Raw genomic sequence first — 17,976 nt, 5'->3', positions numbered from 1 at the left:
CATGCGATTCAAGAAACCGCAGGTGCGCTATGCCGACACGCCGCAGCCTGCCACGCCGTACCAAGCTGCCGGCCAGGTGAGGGACGACCGTATCGGCTCGCCGCGTGTGCAGGCGAAGAACTGGCGGCTGATGGCCTTCGGGTGCCTCACGCTCGCACTTCTGATGGCCGGCGGCCTGGTGTGGCGCTCGGCGCAGTCCATCGTGACGCCTTACGTGGTGGAGGTGGACAACGCGGGCCAGGTGCGCGCCGTGGGCGAAGCCGCCACGCCGTACCGGCCCAACGATGCGCAGACCGCGCACCACATCGCGCGCTTCGTGACGCTGGTGCGCTCGCTGTCCATCGACCCCATTGTCGTCCGCCAGAACTGGCTGGACGCCTACGACTACACGACCGACAAGGGCGCGGCCGTGCTCAACGACTACGCACGGGTCAACGACCCGTTCGCGCGCATCGGCAAGGAGTCGGTGACGGTGCAGATTGCCAGCGTGACCCGTGCCAGCGACACGTCTTTCAACGTGCGCTGGACGGAGCGGCGCTACGTCAACGGCGCCGCCGCAGGCACTGAACGCTGGAACGCCGTGATTTCCATCGTGCAGCAGACGCCACGCACCGAGGAACGCCTGCGCAAGAACCCTCTCGGCATTTACGTCAATGGCCTGTCGTGGAGCCGCGAACTGGATTCTTCCGAAGGAGTAAAACCATGAACCTGTCTTTCCGCTTTTTCGCTTTGCCGTTGATGCTCGCTGCCCTTGCGGGCTGCGCCACGCAGGGCAAGCCACCGCCGACCATCTCGCTCGATGAGCAGCCGGTGCAGGCCCAGCCGCTACCCGAGCCACCCGCGCCGGTGGAGGTGGTGGCCGTGCCCGAGGTGCTGCCGATGCCGGCGCAGTTGAAGCCATTGCCCGAAGCCGAGGACGCCAAGCCCACGCCGGAGCCAGCCGACGAGAAGGTGCGCGTCTCACGGGCCAATGCCGAGGCGCGCGTCGCACCCACGCGCGAGGGATACGTCAACGCGATTCAGGTGTGGCCGTTCACCGATGGCGCGCTCTACCAAGTCTATGCAGCCGTAGGCCGCGTGACCGTGATTTCGCTCCAGCCGGGCGAGGAGCTGGTGACGGTGGCCGCTGGTGATACCGTGCGCTGGATCGTGGGCGATACGTCGAGCGGCAGCGGTGCTGACCTGCGCGTCAATGTGCTGGTCAAGCCGATCCGCTCGGGCCTCAAGACCAATCTCGTCATCACCACCAACCGCAGGACGTACCTGCTGGAGTTGGCTTCGACGGAAAAGACGTGGATGGCGTCGGCTTCTTGGGAGTATCCGCGTGACCGGATGCTGGCCTTGCAGCGCCAAGCGCAGGCGGCCAGCGCCGCCGCGCCGGTGGACTCCGGCTTGTCGCTGGAGAACCTGCGCTTTCGCTACGCGGTCAGCGGCAGCACCCCGCCGTGGAAGCCGCTGCGCGCGTTCGACGACGGCGCGAAGGTCTATATCCAGTTCCCGCCCGGTATCGCGCAAGGCGAGTTGCCGCCGCTGTTCGTGATCGGGCCGGAAGGCGACGGGCAACTGGTCAACTACCGCTTCCGCTCGCCGTACTACATCGTGGATCGGCTGTTCGGCGCCGCCGAACTGCGCCTGGGCGGGGACAAGGGTGACGTGGTGCGAATTGAGCGCACGGACGGCGTTGCGCGGAGGAACTGACCATGAGCCAGGACGACACCCCCGACCTCGCCACGCCACAGGCGGGCAAGGTCGCGCCGGAGGCGGTGGCGCTGCGCGCCCAGCCGCGCCCAGTCACTCGCCTGAATCGGCGCACGCTGGCCATCCTCGTCGGCGGCCTGTCCGTCGCCGTGCTCGGGGCCACGATCTGGTCGCTGCAACCGCAGCGGCGCGGCGCGGGCGAGCAGACCGAGCTTTACAACGTCGATCGTGTCTCGAAGTCCGAAGGGTTGGACGGCCTGCCGGCGGACTACTCGAAGCTGACGCCGAAAGTGCCCGAGCTGGGGCGGCCGCTACCGGGCGACCTCGGCCCGGCCATCGTGAACTCGCAGCAGCCGGCCGTGGCCGCTTACGCGGCCCCTGGCCACGATCCCAACGACGCCTTGCGCAAGGAGGCGGAAGCCGCTGCGGCTTCGTCGGTGTTCTTCCGCTCGGGCGGCCAAGGGCAGGCGGCCGCCACGATAGCGCAGGCGGCGCCGGGTGCGCCCGGCGGTGCAAGCGCACTCGCGGCCTTCGACCCGCTCGCTGCCGGGCCGGCCTCGACGGCGGCCCAGCCCGCCGACCCGACTGCCGTGCAGAACCGGCAAGACCAGAAAGAGGCGTTCCTGAAAGCCGGCTCTACGGAAACCCGCAATTCCGGCAATCTGGCGCTGCCGGCGTCGCCCTATCAGGTGATGGCCGGAACCGTGATCGCCGGGGCGCTGGTGACAGGCATCAAGTCCGATCTTCCGGGCGATGTGATCGCCACCGTCACAGAGCCGGTCTATGACACGGCCACGGGCAAGTTCCTGCTGATCCCGCAGGGGTCGCGCATCCTGGGCAAGTACAACAGCCAGGTCAGCTATGGGCAGAGCCGCGTGCAGGTGGTGTGGAACCGGGTCATCCTGCCGGATACCTCATCGCTGACGCTCGACAACCTTGTGGGCACCGATCCAGCGGGCTACGCCGGCCTGGAGGACGACGTGGACTGGCATTGGAAGCGCATCGTCTCGGGCGCGGTGCTGACGACGCTGCTGGGCGTGGGCGCCGAACTGGCCGCGCCGGAGAACCGCCAGGACGGCAACCGCATCGTCATCGCCGGGCGTGATAGCGCCCAGGACAGCATCAATCAAGTCGGACAGGAGATCACCCGGCGCAACATGAACATCCAGCCGACGCTGACCACGCGGCCCGGCCTGCCGGTGCGGATCATCGTCAACCGGGATCTGGTGCTGCGGCCGTACCAGCCCCTGTTCTTTAATCGGGGAGCTTCGCAATGACCACGACCAAGAAGCTGCGGCTCGGGCCTCTGCCCAAGACCGAGAGTGTCAAGCTGACCTTCGCCTGCCCGGCAAGCCTGAAAGCCGACCTCGACCGCTACGCCTCGCTGCACGCGCAGGCGTATGGCGAGGTGGTCGATGCAGAGAAATTGATCCCGCACATGCTGGAGGCGTTCATGGCGGGGGATCGGGGATTCAGGAAGGGCACGGCGACCCGGAGCGCGCCATCGAAGCCGACATGATGGCGTCACATACCAACGGCATCCATCGAACGCGCAGCCACCGGCTGCGCGTTCTTCATTCTGGATGCCGCCAAGCCTCTTGGGCTATGATGACGCGACAGGCCCGCCGTTCCTCGGCAATCCAGCACGACACGGTGCGATGCGGCTTTCTCTCCCGACGCTCTTATGTGGCTCCTAGCCGACGAAGCCGCGGTTCTGCAAAGCGGCCCCGAAAAGAGCTAACCTACTGTCCCATATACGGTTTCAAGCCCTGCGTGATTTGCGCGAAAGACTTGACACCGGCACTTTTTTGACCGCTGGAAGCAAGGCCGCTTGCGCTCACTGCTTGTCTGCATTGCTGACGAAACCGTAATGTCCAAATCAGCATTTTGACAGGTACGCTCGGTTAGCTTAGACACAAGCCCAAGCCTCTGTTTATGGAGCTGCGCTGGGTCTCCCGTGTCTTCGAACGAGGTAACAAGTAATGAAATTTTTCAGATCCCTTTCTGTACTACTCGCCATCGCAGCAAGCTCTTCCTATGCAATGGCAGAAGGTGGTGGTGATCGTACCTTTGCTCGTATGGAGCAGGCTCGCCAAGTAGCGATCGCTAATTATCAGGCTGACCAGAAGGACCAAGCCCAAGAGGTAGCCTCAGAGGCAGCCTCAGCGAAGCACGCTCACGCTAATTGCTGAGGCGAAACCTTCGGCAAATGTGATCACGCAGATTCTGAACTATGGCAGCTACTACGAATGTTGAAGCTGCCACGGTGTTGGCACTGCAACATCAGTTGTTAGAACCGACGAAGTCGGTATTAGCTACGCTGAACCTTGTCTCGTTAAAAACGTTACCTAGCACCCCCGCACCAAGCGGGTGAACCGTATATTGGCTAGTTAAAAATCAATCTTCTTTAACGGCTAAGTTGATAATTGTTGAATGAATCGCCCCAGCTTTCCTAGACATTCTCCAAGCTCTGGAAATAGCGCTTTTCAAACTCCACTGGCGATAGCTGCATAGCGCTGCTGTGCCGTCGCTTGGGGTTATAGAACATCTCGATGTAATCGAACACATCACTGCGGGCTTCTTCGCGGGTTCCGTAGGTTTTCCGTCGGATGCGTTCCCGCTTCAGCAACTGGAAAAAGCTTTCCGCGACCGCGTTGTCGTGACAGTTACCGCGTCGACTCATGCTGCTGATCAGATTGTTGGCCTTGAGGAAACTCTGCCAGTCCGAGCTGCTGAACTGGCTGCCCTGGTCGGAATGGATCATCACTTCCTGCTTGGGCTTGCGCCGCCACACTGCCATCAGCAACGCATCGATGGCCAGATCGCTGCACATCCGAGGCTTCATCGACCAGCCGATCACTTGGCGAGAAAACAGATCCAGCACCACCGCCAAGTACAACCAGCCCTCATACGTGCGGATGTAAGTGATGTCGGTGACCCAGACCTTGTTCGGTTCACTGACATTGAACTGCCGCTCCAGACGGTTGGGCGAGACCACTGGCGGCTTGCCACCGTAGTACCCGGGGCGCCGGCGATAACCGGTCTGAGAGCGCAGCCCCTCTCTCCTCATCAGGCGAGCCACACGGTGCCGGCCACAGGACTCGCCCAGCTCACGCAGGTCGTCGTGGATCTTGCGGTAGCCGTAGACCCCGCCGCTTTCCAACCAGGCATGCTTGATCAATCCGAGCAGACGCTGATCTTCCTTGGCACGCGCGGATTTCGGCTCGGCCAGCCAGGCGTAGTAACCGCTGGGATGCACCTGGAGGGTCTGGCAGAGACGCCGTACCGGGTACTCCACCGACAGTTTGCTGATAACGGCGTACTTCAGCCGGACTCCTTGGCAAAGTACGCAGCGGCCTTTTTTAGGATGTCTCGCTCTTCGGTCACCCGCTTGAGTTCCGCGCGCAAGCGACGCAGCTCAGCCTGCTGATCATCTACCTGCTGCCGCTGTATTTGGGGTTTGCTGTAGCGCTTTACCCAGGCGTACAGGCTGTGCGTGGACACGCCTAAACGCTCTGCTACATCAGCAACGCGCAAGCCGCGTTCAGTGATGTGCTTGACCGCTTCAATCTTGAATTCTTCGGGGTAACGCTGGTTGCTCATGGCACCTCCTGCTGGGTCTCATTATGAGGCTTGGAGGTGTCTACGAAACTAGGGGCGATTCAAGTCGACGTTCAGGTTGAACAAGCAAAATATGCGGAAAATTCGATTCGTTTCCAGGCTGCATTTACTCGGCTGAACGGCGCATTCAAGAGGTTAATGATGGCCCTGAAAGGTGAGTGAAAAAGCAATCTTCCTTTGGCTCTGCGCCCGTAAGGAACCTCTGGGCTGTGCGAGACAGGCTCTCACTCGCTTTTAAACAACAGTCCCTCAATTCGATCGTGTTCTTCCCGTGTCGGTAGAGCGGTTGAATCTACATTGTCATCACTATCCGACTCGTCGTTTTTCGGCGAACCACGTTCAGGGTGGTAACCGCCATCTGCGTCGAACGCTACCCACCCGTACCACTCTCGGATGACCTTAGACGGTTGGCCGTCTTCCATTGCCACATACCAGTCCGCCAATCGAAAACGCTTACCGGCAAGCTTCGAAGTAGCCCTTTCGGCTCGAACCAACGCGAGATAGAGCGGGTGCGGCAGCTTTTCTATGGCTCCGGTTTCGTCGAGCAAGAAAGTGAACGAGGCGTGCGATAGTTGCCTTGTGGAACCGGCCAGCTCCTCTTCCTCGCCTAAGGTAAACACAGGAGCAAAGCCGCCCCCCTCCGTTCGAAAGTTGGTCGTTTGGCCTTGGTAGACCCTGGCAGCGTTCCACTGCACCTCGCCAGCATAAGCGTACGCGCGCAGGTCAAACTTCATTGGTCGTACCTGAGGGTCGGCGACGGTTCTACGCTCGCCAGGAGCTATAAGGGACTGGGCCAAGTAGTTTCCGCCAATGATTTCTTCCCAAACCCGCTTGGTGAGCTTGTCTCCTCGGTACGCACCGCGACTACCAAACCCGCTGACAGGCTTGAAAAAGAGGCTACGGCGGTTTTGCCAGAGGTGCTCCGCATTGCGATGCTCGACAGGAACGGTAAGCGGGACGTATTGGGCCAATACGGTTCGGATTTGCTGATCAACGCCAATCTCTTCCAAAAAACGTGCGTTGGTTAGGTCAACCAACCGGCGTTTGTCGGCATAAAGGGCATAGGCCTGAGGGTGTGGCGTTACCGTCACGACATCAGCCAAATAAGCGCTGCGCAGCGCGCTGCAATTGTCGCCTTCCAGATAGAAATCGGTGAGTCGGTTATAGACGAGATCCACAGGCTTTCCGTCGACCAAGAGGCACTCGTTGTGAAAGGCCAGATCGGCTGGGTCTGCGATTAGGCAGTCGATTCCTGCTGACTGGAATAACCGCTGAAAAAGAAGGAACTCCGGATACAGGTATTGGGCTTGTGGGCTTTCATCCAAGATCACCACGCGCGTGAGCGGACGTTGCTCGCCGCTCGCAGACCATTCCTGGGCGAACATATCCAGAATCAACTGCTCGAATCCTCCGGACCCGCCCCGCCCCGGCGATAGCCCGACTACGCCGCTGCAACAACTGCGCTGAGCGCGGGCGAGCAATACGTTTAGCATCGCTCCGCCGGCATTTGTGTTTATTTCGATAAGCCCAAGCTTGTCCTCAGCCAGATGAAAGTCGTAGCCAAAGAAGACGCCGCGCGCACCCCGAGGATCATGTCGTGCAATAGGAGGTGCAGAATCCAGAGCATGCTCACGCCAACCGGGCGAACTCACGGTCTGCTCGATGGCCTGAATAACCGCATTAACCTGGCGCAGCCGCAAGGATGAAACAAAGACCGGTCGTGCAGCAAACACATGGGCGCAACGTGACTTCAATAGCTCCGACAGCTCTGAATCCCCAAGCTGTTCGGTCAATGCGTTTACGAGCGCAGCTTGATCTAGGCTTACGCAGAAGCACGCTTCGTTGAGCGCTGCGGCTGTCGAACCGCATTTTCTTGATGAGGACGCTTGCACGTGAAACCTCCAGAACCAAATATACAGCTTCGAAAGTCTCGGCCTCTTTCGGTTCAGCCTGGCGTTTCTATGAGCGTAGGTCAGGGTCGTTGCTGGCACTCTGCCATTAACTAGGGAAACTCTGAAAAAGACTTCTGATTTGGCAAAATACCGCGACCCCACCCACCGAGTTTCCCGATGAAGCAGATGACCTTCGCCGACGCCGAGTACGCTGGCAAGCGCAAGCAAACCCGCAAGGAGTTGTTCCTGATCGAGATGGATCGGGTGGTGCGGTGGAAGGGCTTGATTGCTTTGATCGAGCCACATTATCCGAAGGGTGAAGGTGGCCGTCCGGCCTACCCGTTGATGGCGATGCTGCGTGTGCATCTGCTGCAGAACTGGTTCGGCTACAGCGATCCAGCGATGGAGGAAGCGCTGTACGAAACCACGATCCTGCGCCAGTTTGCCGGGCTGAACCTGGAGCGCATCCCCGACGAAACCACCATTCTCAACTTCCGCCGCTTGCTGGAGAAACACGAGCTGGCGGCCGGCATCCTCGCTGTCATCAATGGCTATCTGGGCGACCGCGGCCTGTCGCTGCGCCAGGGCACCATCGTCGATGCAACGCTGATCAATGCGCCCAGTTCGACCAAGAACAAGGACGGCAAGCGCGACCCGGAAATGCACCAGACCAAGAAGGGAAACCAGTATTATTTCGGCATGAAGGCCCACATCGGCGCCGATGACGAATCGGGTCTGGTGCACAGCGTAGTGGGCACGGCGGCCAATGTGGCGGATGTCACCCAGCTGGACAAATTGCTGCATGGCGACGAAAACGTGGTCTGCGCCGATGCAGGCTACACCGGTGTCGAAAAGCGGCCCGAGCATGAAGGACGTGAAGTTATCTGGCAGGTGGCGGCACGCCGCAGCACCTACAAAAAACTCGATAAGCGCAGCGTGCTGTACAAAGCCAAGCGCAAGATTGAAAAGGCCAAGGCTCAGGTGCGCGCCAAGGTCGAGCATCCGTTCCGGGTAATCAAGCGCCAGTTCGGTTACACCAAGGTGCGCTTTCGCGGCTTGGCCAAAAACACGGCGCAACTGGTGACACTGTTCGCTCTGTCGAACCTGTGGATGGCGCGCCGACATTTACTGACGAATGCAGGAGAGGTGCGCCTGTAATGCGGGAAATGGCCACCGGAGTGGGGTCCGGGTGGCGAAAACGTAAGAAATACTCGTCGAATTGATTGTTTTTTGATCATTTGGCGAGTTTAAGTTGCGCTAGGTGGTATGCCGGGGAAATACATGGCTACTTCAGACCATCCCTAGACATAAGCTTTGGAAGCGTCATTGTGAAAGTCGTATGCCCCTCAGCTGATTCGCAAGCGATGCGCCCTTTGTGCGCTTCGACTATCGAACGAGTGATAGCCATGCCGAGGCCCGCATTCATGGTGGTTCCTTCGCGCCTTGCGGTGTCGACCCTATAGAATCGATCAAACACTCGGGCCTGAAGCTCGGCTGGAATCGTTGTGCCTCGGTTGGATATGGCTGTGCAAACCGAGCCACCGCTCTCGCTTATTTCAACGCTGATGGTGCTGCCTTCCTCTGCATATCGAACTGCGTTAGAGACTATGTTTGAGACGGCCCGTCTCAGCATCGATTTATCGCCATGTACCGATCCATCGCCTGAAAGCGCGATTTCTACCTTTTTGTCCTCGGCTGCAAGCTCGTAATATTCGATAACGCTCGCGGTAATCTCAGCCATGCTGGCATCTTCGGCATTGGGCGTAATCTTCCCGTTGTCCGCCTTGGCGAGGAATAGCATGTCATCGACCATCTTTGACATGCGCCTAAGTTCTTCGAGGGCGGAATACAAAATGTCTTTGTAGTCGGTATTCTCGCGGTCGCGCAAGAGCGCGACCTCCATTTGGGTAAGCATGCTGTTCAGCGGCGTTCTTAGCTCATGCGCGATATCCGCTGAGAAACCTGACAATCTGAGAAAAGAGTCGTCCAAGCGCGAAAGCATTTCGTTGAAGTTGTCTACGAGTTCATGCAGCTCGCCTGGCACCGACTCGGTTGGAATTCTGGTATCTAAGCAGTGGGCGGTTACCGTAGAAGAAGTCTTGGACAGTTCGTCTATTGGTTTTAAGCCTTTCCTGATCAGAGCAACACCTAACGCGCCACTCAGAAGTGCACTAACGACAAGCGTATAAGCAAGCCACTGCTGAATCATATCGAAGAAGTGGATTCGGTGCGTTACATCCAAAGCCAAATAGATAACAGTGTCCTGCCCTTCTACCCACCGATTTACTTTTCTGGTAATTCCGCTGTACTGGTGGCCACCGAAACTTACCGTCCAGCGTTCCTCTTGGATGTCTGTGACAAGAGGTAGCAAGCTCTCAGACAGATTGTGATGGGAGTAAACCGTCTTACCGTCTACTACAACCGCAGTCGCGAAGCCAAAGGAGTGCTCAATAACGGCATCGATCCTTGAAGCGGTCTCAGGCCCGAATGCTGAGCTGTTGAGTAGCGTACGCTCTACTGCAGCGGCCTTTTCATTAAGCACTTGTGCATCTTTGCGTTCGAAATGGAGCTGACAAAAATAATTAAAGCTGATTGCGGCCGCCAGCAGCACAACCGTAACCACGAGCATGAGAGCTATCGCCATTCTGCTCGTCAGTGACACTTTTCCCATCAGTACGGTCCTGGTTAGGCCATCAAGCACAAAAAAGCAGGTGGGGCACCCCCCACCTGCTTCGATCATTGTTACTCACACCCTCATATCCTATGCTGCGTCTGGATTTTCGCCATTTTGCGAGTGGTCGGCTTTGGCGGCCCCCATCATCTCACGACACTCTTTCATCATTCCACGCATGTCACCCATCATTTCCATATGCTTGTCGCCGCTCATCATGCCGGTTTCTGAATGGCTTTGGTCCGCTTTATCTGCCGCTGCGAAACTCAGTCCGCTCGCCAAGGTGATTGCGATTGCTGTAACGGTGATGGCCTTTCGCATGTTAAATCTCCAAGTTCAGTGGGTTATTCGCTTTTGATTAACAAGGTGTTTTCGCCAACGTTGGGCTCCTTGGGCTTGTCGCACTTACCGCTAGACATATGCTTCATGCATACGACCATCATCAACAAGCAGGGCAAGAGAAAGAGCAGGCTTGGCAGCGTTGTTGCCAACGCCGCAGTGCTTTGGTTCAGTAGCATGTAGCCAACCACAGCTGCGGTTAACCCCGTTACGACCGGATTGCGCTGCAGTACGCTTTTAATCTTGGATATTATGCTGCTCATCTAACTATCCCTCGGATATTAAGCTTGGCAGATTAGCCATTGTTCACGCCAACTGGGGTGCTCAGGAACTCTACCGTATGGATCTTCCCGTCGGGGGTCTTGACCTTCATCTCATACGTCTGGACTTGGGCACTAGTTCTATAGTTTTGAATCATTCGAGTCGTGCCGGTCGCCCCTGCAGGTGCGATGCTCAGCACTTGACCCTCTTTGACAAGCTCCTTAAGGGTGGGCTTTGCTCCTGCTGAGTCATTTAAGCGATTCAGCGTACGTTCGCTTCCGCCTTCGGCCATTGCAAGCGAGGAAGCAACGGTCAGAATAAAAGGAACGATTACTTTGGTTATGCGGTTCATGGTTTGCACCTCTTGGTTAGTTGATGCCTGTAGATTAAAGGCTTGCTACTTACAAGAAGGTGTTGCCAAGGTTACAAAGCGGTAATCGCTTCATTCTCGTGTTGGTACGACCGCCGCGCCTGCGGCGGTCGCTTTCTGCTCTTTACTGCTTTTCGATGCGCGTAATGGTGGAATCCATACCTTTCGAGGAGAACTCGAATTCGACCTGGTCCCCTTCTTTCAGCGTTTGGAGCTGATCAGGCTTTGCTTTGAAGCCCATCGTCATCGACGGCCAGCCCAACGCTTCGACCGGGCCGTGGGCAATGGTGACGGTTCCGCTCTCGGTGTTTACTTTCTTGACCGTACCTGTGGCTGTAGCGGTCTGTCCCGCCGACTTCTGGTCCATTGGCATGTTCATGCCTTTGTGATCCATCGGCATGCCGTCCATTGGCTCCTTGTCGGCGGCATAGGCGACTGGTACTAGGAAGAGTGAGGCAAGGGTGATGTGCTTGATGTTCATAGATGTTCTCCAGGGGAGTTGGTTGCGTGCTGGGCCTGCAATTGCCGGCGGCGCATCAGCAGGTAGGCTGCCGGCAGAACGAACAGGGAGAGCAACGGCGCGGTGATCATCCCGCCCACCATGGGCGCGGCAATACGGCTCATGATTTCGCTGCCGGTCCCGCCGCCCCAAAGGATGGGCAGCAGGCCAGCGATGATCACGGCGACGGTCATGGCCTTGGGGCGCACTCGCTGGACAGCACCTTCACGAATGGCGTCGAGCAGGACGCCTTCGCCATGGGCTCCAGCGTTAACCCGATCCGTCCAGGCGTTCTTCAAATACAGCAGCATAATGACGCCGAACTCAGCAGAAACGCCTGCCAGTGCGATGAATCCGATTCCTGTCGCTACGGATAGGTTGTACCCGAGCAGATATAGGAACCAGACGCCCCCGGTCAGAGCGAATGGCAGCGTAGCCATGATGAGCAGCGCCTCGCCAAAGCGGGCAAACGTTAGGTAGAGCAATACAAAAATGATCAGCAAGGTAGCCGGAACGACGAGCTTCAGCTTCGCGTTAGCGCGCTCCATGAATTCGAATTGGCCGGAATAGCTGATGCTCATGCCGGATTCGAGCTGGACCCCTTTGCTGATCTTTTCCCTCAGATCGCCCACCACAGCCGCCATGTCGCGGCCACGAACATCGACGTAAACCCAGCCCGACAGCCTTGCGTTTTCGCTTTTAAGCATGGGCGGTCCGTCTGTCACCTGTACTTTGGCCACGGTCCCAAACGTGATCTGGCTGCCTTGCGGCGTGTAGATCGGTAGGTTGCGCAGATCGGATATCGAGTCGCGCCACTCGCGGCCATAGCGGAGGTTGATCGGATACCTGGCGAGCCCTTCCACGGTTTCACCAATGGTTTGACCACCGATGGCACCGGCCACGATCGATTGCACGTCCGCGATATTCAGGCCGTAGCGTGCGGCGGCGACACGAACGATATCCACATCGATATACCTGCCGCCGGTCAGTCTCTCAGCAAGCGCCGAACTGACCCCAGGCACCGTTTTGGCGATTTTTTCCACTGCCTGGGTGGCTTTGTCGATCTGTGCCAAGTCAGTGCCATACACTTTCACCCCGATCGGGCTCTTGATACCCGTCGCCAGCATATCGATACGGTTTCGAATCGGCGGGATCCACAGATTGGCTAATCCAGGTACCTGTACGGTGCGATCCAACTCCTCAACCAGCTTGTCAGGCGTCATCCCAGGGCGCCATTGATCCTTCGGCTTGAACTGAATGGTCGTCTCGAACATTTCCAGCGGGGCGGGATCTGTAGCGGTGTCGGCTCGACCAGCCTTACCGAACACGTGTGCAACTTCTGGAACCGTTTTTATGAGCCGGTCCGTCTGCTGCAGTAGCTCAGAAGCCTTCTGAGCGGAGAGGCCTGGAAGCGCAGTGGGCATATAAAGGAGGTCACCTTCATCCAGCGGGGGCAAGAACTCCCCACCAAGGCGAGAGGCCGGCCACAAGCCTGTCAGGAAGACCAGAACAGCCACCAGCAGAGTCATCTTGGGCCAGCGCAGTACCGCGTCCAGGGCCGGCTTGTAGATCCAGATGAGGCCACGGTTGAGTGGATTACGGTGTTCGTCAGGGATTTTGCCCCTGATCCAATACCCCATGAGCACAGGAACCAGCGTGACAGACAGGCCCGCGGCGGCTGCCATTGCATAGGTTTTGGTGAACGCCAGTGGACCGAACAGCCGGCCTTCCTGCGCCTCCAGGGTGAACACTGGAATGAACGACAGCGTGATGATCAGCAGGCTGAAGAACAATGCCGGCCCCACTTCAACAGCCGCGTCAGTAATGACCTTCCAGTGCTCCTGGCCCTTCAAGGTGGAGTCAGGATGCCGCTTGTGCCAGGCCTCAATGTGCTTGTGGGCGTTTTCAATCATGACGATTGCTGCATCGACCATCGCTCCGATGGCGATCGCGATGCCACCCAACGACATGATGTTGGCGTTGATGCCTTGCCGCTGCATGATCACAAAAGCAATCAGGATGCCGATCGGCAACGACACGATGGCGACCAACGACGAGCGCAGATGCCACAGAAAAATCGCGCAAACTAACGCAACGACAATGAACTCCTCGATGAGCTTGTGCGTGAGGTTTTCAACGGCACTGTCGATCACCTTGCTACGGTCGTACGTCGTGACGATTTCGACGCCTTGGGGCAGGCTCGCTTTCAGCTCATCCAGTTTGGTCTGAACGGCAGCGATGGTTTCCCGAGCGTTCTTGCCGCTCCGCAGGATCACCACGCCGCCGACTACCTCACCTTCACCGTCAAGCTCGCTGATGCCCCGGCGCATTTCCGGGCCGAGCTGGATATGCGCAACGTCCCCTAGCGTCACTGGCACGCCGCCGTCGAGACGCAAAGGAATGGCTCGAAAGTCGTTGAGTGTCTTCAGATACCCGGTCGCACGGACCATGAACTCGGTTTCTGCTAGCTCTAGAACACTCCCGCCGGTTTCACGATTGGCCTCGTCGATAGCTTGAGCGATCTGCTGTTGCGTCACGCCCCGGCTGGCCATCCGTATAGGATCCATTACGACCTGGTACTGCTTGACCATCCCGCCTATGGGTGCGACTTCCGCCACGTTGGGTAGTGTCTTTAGTTCATAGCGCAGAAACCAATCTTGCAATGAGCGCAGCTGTGAGAGGTCATGCTTGCCCGTTCGGTCTACCAAGGCATATTGGTAAATCCAACCGACACCTGTGGCGTCAGGCCCCAAGGCGGGTTTGGCGGCGGCAGGGAGCCGGCTCTGAACCTGACTCAGGTACTCCAGCACACGTGAACGGGCCCAATAAAGGTCTGTGCCGTCTTCGAACAGGACGTACACGTAGCTGTCCCCAAAGAAGGAGTAGCCGCGAACCGTTTTGGCACCGGGAACAGACAGCATGGTCGTCGTAAGCGGGTAGGTGACCTGATTCTCGACAATCTGCGGCGCCTGCCCTGGGTATGGCGTGCGAATGATGACCTGAACGTCGGAAAGGTCTGGCAACGCATCGACAGCAGTGTTCTTGACCGACCAGATACCCCAGGCCACCGCGAACAAAGTGGCCAGCAGGATCAGAAAGCGGTTGGCTACTGACCATCGGATTATGGCTGCAATCATTTCTGGCCCCCGAGCTTCTCGATGCGCTCGATGACCAGGCCTTCGTCGCTTTCACGCACGCCCACACGGACGCGGTCGTCGACTTGCAAGCCTGACAGCAGGGATTGATCCGCAACCGGAAAGGACATGGTCATCCCAGGCATGTTCAGCGTCTTGAACGGCCCATGCGACAGGCCAACCATGCCATCTTCCAGGCTGACGATCGTACCTTCAGCCTCGTGCAGCGCAGTTTCTGTAGAAGTTGCAGGCTCCTCCAAACCCTGAGCGGTCAGCCCGCGTAGGCTCGCCTCTGAATCCAGGAGAAACTGACCGGACGCCACGACCTTCTGACCGGCTTCCAGCCCTTCAAGCACCTCTGTCTGGTCATCGAATTCCCGGCCTGTGCGAACCTCAATCGGGCGGTAACGGCCTTGATCCTCGGCCAGCATCACCAATGCGCGCCGACCGGTGCGAATGACCGCCTCGGACGGGATGACCAAGACATCTTCGACGTTGCGACTCAACGTCACCTCGGCCGTCATGCCGGGACGAAGCCGTTGTTGCGGGTTAGGTAGCTCGACCCGGACACGCACAGTGCGGCTATCCAGGTTGGCCTGCGATAGTACCGTCTGGATCGTTCCTTCCAGCGTTTCACCCGCAAAAGCGGGCAGGCGCGTTGTTACTGATTGCCCTGGCGCTAAATTTGCGCTCCGCGCCTCTGGTACTGCAACTTCTAGCCAAACCGTGTCCAGCCCGTTGACGCGCGCAAGAGTAGCGCCGGCGGGTACGGTCATGCCCTCGCGAACGTCGAGGCTGTTCAGCACGCCGCCTATTGGACTCGTCACTGTCCAAACGGGGCGCGCTTTACCAGTTCGTTCTAGCTGCACTATGACTTCTGGCGGCATGCCAGCAAGGCGCAACCGCTGGCGAGCCGCTGCGAGCAGCTGGGGTTGGCCGACCCCTTTGAGCGCCAGGTACTCTTCCTGTGCGGCAGCCCATTCGGGAACCAAAAGATCGGCTAACGGCGCGCCTTTTTCGATGACATCCTCCGGTGCTCGGTCGTAAACGCGCTCGACAAAGCCACCGGCACGCGCCTGCACAACCGCCACGTCTCGCTCGTCAAACATCAACGCGCCTGTCGCTTCGAGCGACTGGCTGATCGATTCACGCGTTACGGTTGCCAAGCGCACGCCGAGATTCTGCGTCACGCTCGGGTCGATACTGATCGATGCCCCGTCGCTTCCCTCATCTGCATAGCGTGGAATCAATTCCATATCCATGAATGGCGACTTGCCCGGCTTATCGAACTTTTGCTGGGGGACCATAGGGTCATACCAATAGAGCACTTCCTTGTCTTCTTCTGCAGGCGATTGTCCGAAGGCTGCGGTAGGCAGACCGATTAGCGCTGCAGCGCTAATCATCAGAGGCAGACTGAAGGCGAGTACCAGCCGCTTGTGTTGGAATGTCATGGTCGGGTATCTCCAAAGGCGAAATGCAGGCGGGCATTGCTCAACGATCGATCGCGGGCGACGTCAATACGCCGTAGCCGGGTCTCCACAAGCTGTCGTCGCGCTTCGATCACAGCGGTCAGCTCACCGCTTCCGGAGCGGTAATCGGCCATGGCAAGGCGGACCTTCTCTTCAGCGAGGGGTAGTAAGGTTTTGTCGAGGCGGATGAGTGCGCGGTCCAGACGCTGATACTCAGCGAGGTCAGTACTCAGCTCTTGGTTGTACAGGCGCAAGGTCGCTTGGCGCTGAGCCTCGATCTGGGCAAGGCGAGCTCGTTCGGCCGCGATCTTCGGATCCTGCCGAGAGCTGGTAAACAGCGGCAGGTCGAAGCTGACGCTGAGGTTCACCATGTCGCCGTACTCACGGCCACGTCGCAGGTAGTCGATCCCCCAACTCCAATCCGGTGTTTTCTCTGCGATGGCCTGGTGAACCTTTGCCTCCGCTTCACGAGTCATCGGGTCGAAGGCGAGTAACGCCGGGTGCCGGTTCAGGTTGTGCTGATAGTTATCAACGGCGGCAAGCCATTGCGGCCAGTCACCTGTAAGCGGCTGGCCTGCTAGCTCGCCTATCCAGCGCCGGAGGCCGGCCCGCGCAACAGCCTGGTTACGCAGCAGCTCATCCTCTTGTTCAGCCAGCAATGCTGCCTCTTGCCTCGGAAGTACGCTGTCTGCGGTTTGTCCGCTGCCGCCAGCAATGCGGGCCTGAACAGCCCGCGAAAGGAGCTGATTCTCGCTGTAAAGCTGCTTGAAAAGGCTTAGCTTCTGCTCGACCGCGAAGCTAGCGATCCATGCCTCGGCGGTTGCTTGGCGCACACCGAGACGTTCAACCGTTTGCTGGGCGTTTGCGAGCGCAACACTAGCCTGCGCGGCCTCGACACGAGCGCGCCTTTTCGCTCGGTTTGGCACATCTTGCATGACCCCAACCATTTGCATGGTCATGGCCTCTTGCTCCAACTGCCAGCGAGCGTCACCTTCGATGGGCACGCTTTGCAGTCCAAGCTTAAGTTTAGGGTCAGGAAGCTCGCCGGCAGGGATTGCAGCGCTGCGTGCGGCCACCAGGTTGGCGGCTTGCGCATGCAGCGAAGGCGCGTCTTGCTCGGCCACGCTCAGAGCTTGTTCTAAGGTCAAAGCGGACGCTAACCCTGGAAACGAGAGCGCGCCCATGATCAAGGCGGCCACGTACGGCGGCGCCCAATAAATACGGGGTTTCATTTGCGAAGGATTCCTGATCTTTCATGCGAGCCAAAGGCGCGCAGTAGCCGGCCCGAATGCTCACTCGGGCGGTTCCTATAATTTGATCGGAATTAGACGCGGGGTGGACGCCAGACGGCGTCTAAAAGGCTAGAGGAGATCAGGCCGTTATAGGGAGTGGTCACGGGTTCAGCAGCAGGCATCAGCTGGGCTTTTATTGAGACAAGCTGAAGGATACTTGCAGTTTTGCATTCTTGGCCCGTCTTGCAGACGGTCTCCGTTCCATGCTCATTCGCTTCACAGCACTCGTGTTCAGCACCGTCATCGGCGCCAACCATCGAAGCGTGGTCGGTCGTCATGGCGCCCACACCTTCCATATCGGACATCACGTGATGCCCGGACGATCCAACCGGCATGAGCATTTCCGCTATCCCATTGATCGGAAGCGCAAGCACTAGCAGCAGGATAAGGAAGGAGCGCATTGTAGTGGTCTACTGATTCCGGACACCCATTTAGGGCGAGAATGCTCGCCATAGAGAGGTGTCTGATGACCAAGCAACGTCGTTCCTTTACGCCCGAGTTCAAACGAGAGGCCGCCTGCCTGGTGCTCGATCAGGGCTACAGCCATATCGAAGCAGCTCGTTCACTGGGAGTGGTTGAGTCGGCCCTGCGCCGTTGGGTAAAACAGCTTCAAGAGGAGCGCGTGGGCGTTACCCCGAAGAGCAAAGCACTGACGCCCGAACAGCAGAAAATCCAGGAGCTGGAAGCCAGGATCGACCGACTGGAACGGGAGAAAGCGATCCTAAAAAAG

General features: G+C 58.5%; 18 protein-coding genes and 1 pseudogene. 8 read left to right on the top strand and 11 right to left on the bottom strand.

What is annotated here, in order from left to right:
- Window position 1 precedes the first annotated feature (1 nt).
- The 5 genes from trbF to BMZ43_RS26985 all read left to right on the top strand — a co-directional run bounded on the left by trbF (window position 2) and on the right by BMZ43_RS26985 (window position 3,890).
- Window positions 2–706 carry a conjugal transfer protein TrbF gene (gene trbF / locus BMZ43_RS22920; protein ID WP_093257006.1) on the top strand — a complete coding sequence of 235 codons (705 nt, stop codon included), beginning with the start codon at window positions 2–4 and terminating at the stop codon, window positions 704–706.
- Window positions 703–1,698, top strand: a complete 996-nt coding sequence (trbG, locus tag BMZ43_RS22915; protein ID WP_031636884.1) for a P-type conjugative transfer protein TrbG — start codon at window positions 703–705, stop codon at window positions 1,696–1,698. Before trbF ends, trbG begins: the two co-directional genes overlap by 4 nt.
- A gap of 2 nt (window positions 1,699–1,700) precedes the next feature.
- Complete coding sequence (locus BMZ43_RS22910; protein WP_031636881.1) at window positions 1,701–2,975, top strand: TraB/TrbI/VirB10 family type IV secretion system protein; 1,275 nt, start codon at window positions 1,701–1,703, stop codon at window positions 2,973–2,975.
- Window positions 2,972–3,217, top strand: coding sequence for a DUF2274 domain-containing protein (locus BMZ43_RS22905; protein WP_031636880.1), 246 nt, complete (start codon window positions 2,972–2,974; stop codon window positions 3,215–3,217). The genes BMZ43_RS22910 and BMZ43_RS22905 overlap by 4 nt, the downstream gene beginning before the upstream one ends.
- Before the next feature lie 463 nt (window positions 3,218–3,680).
- Window positions 3,681–3,890 carry a co-regulatory protein PtrA N-terminal domain-containing protein gene (locus BMZ43_RS26985; RefSeq protein WP_081594590.1) on the top strand — a complete coding sequence of 70 codons (210 nt, stop codon included), beginning with the start codon at window positions 3,681–3,683 and terminating at the stop codon, window positions 3,888–3,890.
- A gap of 260 nt (window positions 3,891–4,150) precedes the next feature.
- Here the strand turns inward: BMZ43_RS26985 and BMZ43_RS22895 are convergent.
- A protein-coding gene (locus tag BMZ43_RS22895) for an IS3 family transposase (RefSeq protein WP_093257002.1) occupies window positions 4,151–5,301 on the bottom strand; the annotation gives its coding sequence in 2 pieces (ribosomal slippage) (window positions 4,151–5,064 and window positions 5,064–5,301; 1,152 coding nt in all).
- 63 nt (window positions 5,302–5,364) lie between these two features.
- Between BMZ43_RS22895 and flgB the strand changes: the two are divergent.
- Window positions 5,365–5,481, top strand: a pseudogene (flgB, locus tag BMZ43_RS26980) (flagellar basal body rod protein FlgB); the annotation flags it as partial.
- Between the two features lie 62 nt (window positions 5,482–5,543).
- On the opposite strand, the gene BMZ43_RS22885 reads toward flgB, so the two are convergent.
- Window positions 5,544–7,211 carry a hypothetical protein gene (locus tag BMZ43_RS22885; RefSeq protein ID WP_093256997.1) on the bottom strand — a complete coding sequence of 556 codons (1,668 nt, stop codon included), beginning with the start codon at window positions 7,209–7,211 and terminating at the stop codon, window positions 5,544–5,546.
- 177 nt (window positions 7,212–7,388) lie between these two features.
- On the opposite strand from BMZ43_RS22885, the gene BMZ43_RS22880 reads away from it, so the two are divergent.
- Complete coding sequence (locus BMZ43_RS22880; RefSeq protein ID WP_093256993.1) at window positions 7,389–8,369, top strand: IS5-like element IS1384 family transposase; 981 nt, start codon at window positions 7,389–7,391, stop codon at window positions 8,367–8,369.
- Between the two features lie 127 nt (window positions 8,370–8,496).
- On the opposite strand, the gene BMZ43_RS22875 is transcribed toward BMZ43_RS22880, so the two are convergent.
- The 9 genes from BMZ43_RS22875 to BMZ43_RS22835 all read right to left on the bottom strand — a co-directional run bounded on the left by BMZ43_RS22875 (window position 8,497) and on the right by BMZ43_RS22835 (window position 17,647).
- A complete protein-coding gene (locus BMZ43_RS22875) occupies window positions 8,497–9,882 on the bottom strand; it encodes a heavy metal sensor histidine kinase (protein WP_093256989.1) in 1,386 nt (461 codons plus the stop codon).
- A 90-nt stretch (window positions 9,883–9,972) separates the two neighbouring features.
- Complete coding sequence (locus tag BMZ43_RS22870) at window positions 9,973–10,203, bottom strand: hypothetical protein (RefSeq protein ID WP_003292646.1); 231 nt, start codon at window positions 10,201–10,203, stop codon at window positions 9,973–9,975.
- Window positions 10,204–10,226: 23 nt separating this feature from the next.
- Complete coding sequence (locus tag BMZ43_RS22865) at window positions 10,227–10,484, bottom strand: DUF2933 domain-containing protein (protein ID WP_017642860.1); 258 nt, start codon at window positions 10,482–10,484, stop codon at window positions 10,227–10,229.
- Between the two features lie 32 nt (window positions 10,485–10,516).
- The gene (locus BMZ43_RS22860) at window positions 10,517–10,834 is read right to left on the bottom strand and encodes a co-regulatory protein PtrA N-terminal domain-containing protein (protein ID WP_003292648.1); all 318 of its coding nucleotides are present in this window, start codon (window positions 10,832–10,834) and stop codon (window positions 10,517–10,519) included.
- Between the two features lie 142 nt (window positions 10,835–10,976).
- Window positions 10,977–11,333 (bottom strand): copper-binding protein, encoded by a 357-nt coding sequence (locus BMZ43_RS22855; protein ID WP_003298789.1) that lies wholly within the window; start codon window positions 11,331–11,333, stop codon window positions 10,977–10,979.
- Entirely contained in the window at window positions 11,330–14,488 is a 3,159-nt protein-coding gene (locus BMZ43_RS22850; RefSeq protein ID WP_093256986.1) for an efflux RND transporter permease subunit, read from the bottom strand. Before BMZ43_RS22850 ends, BMZ43_RS22855 begins: the two co-directional genes overlap by 4 nt.
- Window positions 14,485–15,936 carry an efflux RND transporter periplasmic adaptor subunit gene (locus BMZ43_RS22845; RefSeq protein WP_093256982.1) on the bottom strand — a complete coding sequence of 484 codons (1,452 nt, stop codon included), beginning with the start codon at window positions 15,934–15,936 and terminating at the stop codon, window positions 14,485–14,487. The genes BMZ43_RS22850 and BMZ43_RS22845 overlap by 4 nt, the downstream gene beginning before the upstream one ends.
- On the bottom strand, window positions 15,933–17,186 hold the full coding sequence (locus BMZ43_RS22840; RefSeq protein ID WP_003292652.1) for a TolC family protein: 1,254 nt from the start codon (window positions 17,184–17,186) through the stop codon (window positions 15,933–15,935). The genes BMZ43_RS22845 and BMZ43_RS22840 overlap by 4 nt, the downstream gene beginning before the upstream one ends.
- Before the next feature lie 92 nt (window positions 17,187–17,278).
- The gene (locus BMZ43_RS22835; protein WP_093256979.1) at window positions 17,279–17,647 is read right to left on the bottom strand and encodes a hypothetical protein; all 369 of its coding nucleotides are present in this window, start codon (window positions 17,645–17,647) and stop codon (window positions 17,279–17,281) included.
- Between the two features lie 65 nt (window positions 17,648–17,712).
- Here BMZ43_RS22835 and BMZ43_RS22830 point away from each other — a divergent pair.
- On the top strand, window positions 17,713–17,976 hold a 264-nt coding region (locus BMZ43_RS22830; protein ID WP_143075321.1), incomplete at its 3' end, for a transposase.

Origin of the sequence: Pseudomonas sp. Snoq117.2, assembly GCF_900110545.1 — a bacterium.
GTDB classification, from domain to species: Bacteria; Pseudomonadota; Gammaproteobacteria; order Pseudomonadales; family Pseudomonadaceae; genus Chryseomonas; species Chryseomonas benzopyrenica.
Note: the sequence above shows the minus strand (reverse complement) of the source record. Positions and strands in the feature narration are given on the sequence as shown.